Origin of the sequence: Paenibacillus sp. An7, assembly GCF_009870785.1 — a bacterium.
In the GTDB taxonomy this organism is placed as follows: domain Bacteria; phylum Bacillota; class Bacilli; order Paenibacillales; family Paenibacillaceae; genus Paenibacillus.
On record NZ_WTWX01000124.1, the window covers coordinates 1 to 207 of the forward strand.

General features: G+C 42.5%; 1 tRNA gene. It reads left to right on the forward strand.

Annotation, left to right across the window (positions count from 1 at the left end):
• Window positions 1-7: 7 nt before the first annotated feature.
• Window positions 8-81 (forward strand) — tRNA-Cys (locus tag GQY27_RS21405).
• The last annotated feature ends 126 nt before the right edge of the window (window positions 82-207 follow it).

Below are 207 nucleotides of genomic sequence, written 5' to 3' on the forward strand. Positions count from 1 at the left end.
ATCATTCGGCGCCATAGCCAAGTGGTAAGGCATAGCTCTGCAAAAGCTTGATCCCCAGTTCGAATCTGGGTGGCGCCTCCATTTATTTTATGTAATTAAATGAATCTGATAACCTGTTTAGGAACAGGGGATGTTTTAAATTTTAGTTTTTTTACGCGGGTGTAGTTCAATGGTAGAACTTCAGCCTTCCAAGCTGATAGCGTGGGT